The 5,555-nt window shown below is 60.6% G+C and carries 3 protein-coding genes; all 3 read left to right on the forward strand.

From position 1 onward, the window contains the following. Positions 1–3,033: response regulator (locus WB528_RS00535; RefSeq protein WP_423886483.1), on the forward strand; the 3,033-nt coding region annotated here is incomplete at its 5' end. Between the two features lie 88 nt (positions 3,034–3,121). Further along, positions 3,122–4,624, forward strand: coding sequence for a sensor histidine kinase (locus WB528_RS00540; RefSeq protein WP_423886484.1), 1,503 nt, complete (start codon positions 3,122–3,124; stop codon positions 4,622–4,624). Positions 4,625–4,707: 83 nt separating this feature from the next. After that, positions 4,708–5,340 (forward strand): HAD-IA family hydrolase, encoded by a 633-nt coding sequence (locus tag WB528_RS00545; RefSeq protein WP_423886485.1) that lies wholly within the window; start codon positions 4,708–4,710, stop codon positions 5,338–5,340. Positions 5,341–5,555 lie beyond the last annotated feature (215 nt).

The raw sequence follows: 5,555 nt of genomic DNA on the forward strand, positions 1-5,555 counted from the left end.
GAGACGCTGGCGACGTTCGCCGATCAGGTCACGAGCGTGGCGCGCGAAGTCGGCGTCGAAGGCCGTCTCGGCGGTCAGGCCAACGTGCCCGGCGCTGCCGGCACCTGGAAGGACCTGACCGGCAACGTCAACCTGCTCGCAGCCAACCTGACCTCGCAGGTTCGCGCGATCGCGGAAGTGGCGACAGCCGTGACCAAAGGCGACCTGACCCGTTCGATCCAGGTCGATGCCAGAGGCGAAGTGTCGGAGCTGAAGGACAACATCAACACGATGATCACCAACCTCCGGCTCACGACCGACCTCAATACCGAGCAGGACTGGCTGAAGACCAACCTCGCCCGCTTCACCAACATGCTGCAGGGCCAGCGCGACCTGACCACCGTCGGCCGGCTGCTCTTGACCGAACTCACGCCGCTGGTCAACGCGCATCGGGGCGTGATTTACCAGGTCCAAAACGAAGAAAGCCCTCAATTGCGTCTCTCCGCGGCCTATGCCAGCGACGGCATCAGTCCGCACGCGCAGGTGATCCAGATTGGCGAAGGCCTGATCGGGCAATGCGCCATGGACAAGCGGCAACGGCTGGTATCCGACATTCCCGACGATACGATTCCGATCAACTCGGCGCTGTTGCGCATTACCCCGAAAAACCTCGTGGTGCTGCCGGTTCTGTTCGAGAACCAGGTCAAGGCCGTGATCGAGCTTGCTTCCGTTTCGAGCTTCACGACATCGCAGATGACCTTCCTCGAACAGCTCACGGACTCGATCGGTATCGTGCTGAACAGCATCGAAGCCACGATGCAGACGGAAGGGCTGCTGACGCAATCGCAACAGCTCGCGGGCGAGTTGCAGACCCAGCAGAAGGAATTGCAGCAGACCAACGAGCAGCTCGAACAGAAGGCCCAGCAGCTCGCCGAACGCAACGTCGAGGTGGAGCGCAAGAACCAGGAAATCGAGCAGGCCCGCCGCGCGCTCGAGGAAAAGGCCACAGAGCTTTCGCTCACCTCCAAGTACAAGTCGGAATTCCTGGCCAACATGTCTCACGAACTCAGGACGCCGCTTAACAGCATCCTGATTCTGGGTCAGCAATTGACCGAAAACCCCGACGGCAACCTGACGCACAAGCAGGTCGAATTCGCTCGCACCATCCATGGCGCCGGCACCGACCTGTTGAACCTGATCAGCGACATTCTCGACCTTTCGAAGATCGAATCGGGCACGGTGACGGTGGAGGCCGAGGAAATTCTCACCACCAATCTCCTGGAAACCGTCGGCCGGCCCTTCCGCCACGAAGCCGAAAATCGACAGCTCACCTTCGATATCGCGGTCGATCCGCATCTCGGCCGAAGCATCTATACCGACTCGAAGCGGTTGCAGCAGGTGCTGAAGAACCTGCTCTCGAACGCCTTCAAGTTTACCGCCGAGGGCGGCGTGCGCCTCAGTGTTTCGGCGGCAGTTGGCGGCTGGAGCGCCGAACATCCCGTTCTCGATCATTCGCCCGCGGTGGTGGCCTTCGAAGTATCGGATACCGGCATTGGTATTCCCCAGGACAAGCAGAAGCTGATCTTCGAAGCCTTCCAGCAGGCGGATGCCGGCACCAGCCGAAAATACGGCGGCACCGGACTCGGCCTTGCCATCAGCCGCGAGCTCGCAAGCCTGCTCGGCGGCGAAATCCATTTGCAGAGCACCCCGGGCAAGGGCAGCATCTTCACGCTCTATTTGCCGCTGAAATATTGCGGCCCGACGATCGCGCCACGCGTGAGCGCACCGAGCCAGTATGGCGTGGCGCCGGCAATGCCCGTCGGGACCCAGGAGCGGGTCATCGAGCAGCTGCCGGACGATCGGCTGGGCCTTGAGCCCGGCGACACCATTCTGCTGATCGTCGAGGACGATCCGCATTATGCACGGGTGCTGGTGGATCTTGCCCGCGACAAGGGTTTCAAGGTCCTGGTCGAGGCAAGAGGCGCGGAAGCGCTGGATCTTGCCAAGCAATATCAACCGACCGCTATTTCGCTCGACGTTTTCCTGCCCGATATGCTCGGCTGGACGGTGTTGAGCCAGCTGAAGCATAATCCGCTGACGCGGCATATTCCGGTCCAGATCATCACGCTCGATGAAGACCGCCAGCACGCACTGGCGCGCGGTGCATTCTCCTTTGTCAATAAGCCGACCACCACCGAAGGTGTCGCCGCAGCGCTCGCCCAGATCAAGGAATACGCCAAACCTCGCCGCAAGCGGCTACTGATCGTCGAAGACAATGCGGCGGAACAGATGAGCATCAGGGAACTGCTCGACCATGATGACATCGAGATCGTGACCGCGGATACCGGGGCCAGCGCCCTCTCCACGCTCCGGGATCACCCGTGCGACTGCGTGGTCCTCGATCTCAGACTTCCTGACATGAGCGGCTTCGAGGTGCTCGATTCGATCCGCAAGGACGATTCGCTGTCGGACGTTCCGGTGGTGGTCTTCACCGGCCGCGAACTCTCTGTCGAAGAAGACGCCGAACTCCACACCATGGCCCGCAGCATCGTGGTGAAGGGCGTGGAATCGCCAGAACGCCTGCTGGACGAAACCTCGCTGTTCCTGCATCGCGTCATCACGGAACTTCCAATCGAGAAGCAGCGGATGCTGGAAAAACTCAACAGTTCCGATGAGGACCTGGTGGGCCGCACCGCACTGCTGGTCGACGACGACGCGCGCAACATCTTTGCGCTGTCGAGCGTTCTGGAACGCCGTGGCATGAAGGTGCTCACGGCGACGACCGGGAGTGAGGCGGTCGCGCTGGTCGGCTCAAACCCGGAGATTGCTGTGGTGCTGATGGACATCATGATGCCGCAGATGGACGGTTATCAGACCATCGGCGTCATCCGCACAGATCCGGCGTTCCGGAGGCTCCCCATTATCGCGCTGACCGCCAAAGCGATGAAGGGCGACCGGGAGAAATGCCTTGAGGCCGGCGCCTCGGATTATCTCGCCAAGCCGGTCAACACCGAACAGTTGCTGCTTGCTATCAGAATGTGGCTTCATCGCTGAAAAGATGAGTTTGCTAGCGCCCATGATTTCCGAAGCTTGTGAAAGATGGGTACTGCGACAGGAACTTCGGAAAGCGGGCACGGGATAAATGACAGACCAGGAAAAGGTAGACATTCTTCTGGTTGACGACCAGCCGGCCAAATTGCTGGCCTATGAGGTTATCCTCAAGGAGCTCGGCGAAAACCTCGTGGTCGCGACCTCGGGGCGGGAAGCGCTCGAATATCTTCTCAAAAACGAAGTTGCCGTGATTCTGGTGGATGTCTGCATGCCCGAGCTCGACGGCTTCGAGCTGGCGGCGATGATCCGCGAACACCCTCGCTTCCAGAAGACGGCGATGATCTTCATCTCCGCGATTCAGGTTTCCGACCTCGATCGTCTCCGCGGCTACGAAATGGGCGCGGTCGATTATGTGCCGGTGCCCGTGATTCCCGAGGTGCTGCGCGCCAAGATCCGTATCTTCGTCGACCTATACCGCAAGACGCGGCAGCTTGAGCGATTTAACGCCGAGCTCGAAGACCGGGTTCGTGCCCGCACCAGCGAGCTTGAATATTCCAACGCGCGGCTGCTCGAAAGCGAGCAGCGCCGCAGCCTTGCCTTGGCCGCAGGACGAATGGGTTCCTGGGATTGGGACTGGGTCAACGGCGACTGGATGTGGGACGAAGGCCAGTTCCGGATATTCGGTGTCGATCCGAAAGACTTTGCCGTCAACCCGGAGAATGTGCGGGCTTTGCTGCATCCCGACGACATCGACGAGTTGCGCAAGGCCGCGATCCAGTTCGACAACGGAGTCAAATCCTACGAGACCGAATTCCGTATCGTTCGCCCGGATGGTGAAATCTGCTGGCTGTTCGGCACCGCCGCCGCCACTGTCGACAAGACCGGCCGTGTCATCCGCGTCAGCGGCGTAACCGTCGATATAACGGAACGCAAGCGCGCGGAAGAGCGACAAAGCCTGCTCACCCGCGAGGTCGATCACCGCGCCAAGAACGCGCTCGCGCTTGCGCAGTCGATCGTCCGGCTGACGCGCGGCGAAAGCGCCAAATCCTACATGCAGGCGGTCGAGGGTCGAATTGGCGCGTTGGCACGGGTACACACCATCCTGTCGCTGTCGAGCTGGCAAGGCGCGGAGATCACCAGGCTCGTCGATGAGGAGCTCGCGCCCTATCTGATGAACGATCAGATCGTATTCAGCGGATCGAACGTTCAGTTGCAGCCTGCGACCGCGCAAACACTGGCTATGGCGCTGCATGAACTGGTCACCAACTCAGCCAAGTATGGAGCCTTGTCCACTCTGACAGGGCGCCTCGCGATTCACTGGAAAGTCGAGGCGGATGTTCTCAGGATATTATGGGAAGAGCGGGAGGGTCCGGCTGTCGTGGAGCCGGTGTCGCGCGGCTTCGGAACGCGCAGCGTGATTGCCAGTATCGAATCCCAACTCGGAGGCCGGGCCGAGTTCGACTGGCGCCCCGAAGGCTTGATCTGCCGGCTCTCAGTTCCGCTGAAGCCGCCCACTACACCACGGCAAACCGTTCATCGGCAGCCTGCGCCAATCGCAGGCAGCGAGCGAGCTTCGGCGTCCGGGACGGGCTAAAATTCGCGGAAGAGCGAGGACTGGCGCAAAAGCTCCCGTCATGGTAGCGGCTTCCCCACCATTGGGTTTGCCGCGGGGAAGCGATGTTGGACGCAGTCATCTGGGACTTCGGCGGCGTATTGACGTCCTCGCCGTTCGAGGCGTTCGCCCGCTTCGAGACCGAGCGCGGCCTGCCCACCGACATCATCCGCCGCACCAACGCGGCCAACCATCTCGAGAATGCCTGGGCGAAATTCGAACGGGCCGAGGTGGATATCGAGACTTTCGACGGCCTGTTTGCCGCGGAGTCGCGGGCGCTTGGAGCCGAGGTTAGCGGCAAGGACGTCTTGCCGCTGCTGTCCGGCGATCTGCGGCCTGAAATGGTCGAGGCGCTCAGACGCATCAAGTCCAAATTCAAGACCGGATGTATCACCAACAACCTTCCGGCCAATGCGAGCGGTAGCGCCGGCGGACGAACGCTTTACGTCGCCGAGGTAATGGTGCTGTTCGATCATGTGATCGAATCCGCCAAAATCGGTCTCAGGAAGCCGGACCCGAAAATCTATCAGATGATGGTGGATGCGCTCGCAGTCGACCCGAAGCGCTGCGTCTATCTCGACGATCTCGGCGTCAACCTGAAGCCGGCCCGCGACATGGGCATGACCACGATCAAGGTGGTCAGCACCAAACAAGCGCTCGCCGAGCTTGAAGCCGCGACGGGTCTGTCGCTGCAATAACGGCCGCACGCCACGACGGCTAGTGGTCCGATTCTAACATTCGCATCCCGTCTCAGTGGCCCCTTTTGCGAATGTTAGAATCAAAAGGACCACTAGAGCGGGATGAGGTTAGGTTGATTCGATTTGGGATTCCCAAATCAGGGCGGCTCTGATTCAACATGCTGGCTGGAGGAGGTCAGCTTGGATGGGCAAACCTTATTCGATGGATCTTCGTG

The organism is Bradyrhizobium sp., assembly GCF_049586575.1.
Classification (GTDB): domain Bacteria; phylum Pseudomonadota; class Alphaproteobacteria; order Rhizobiales; family Xanthobacteraceae; genus Bradyrhizobium.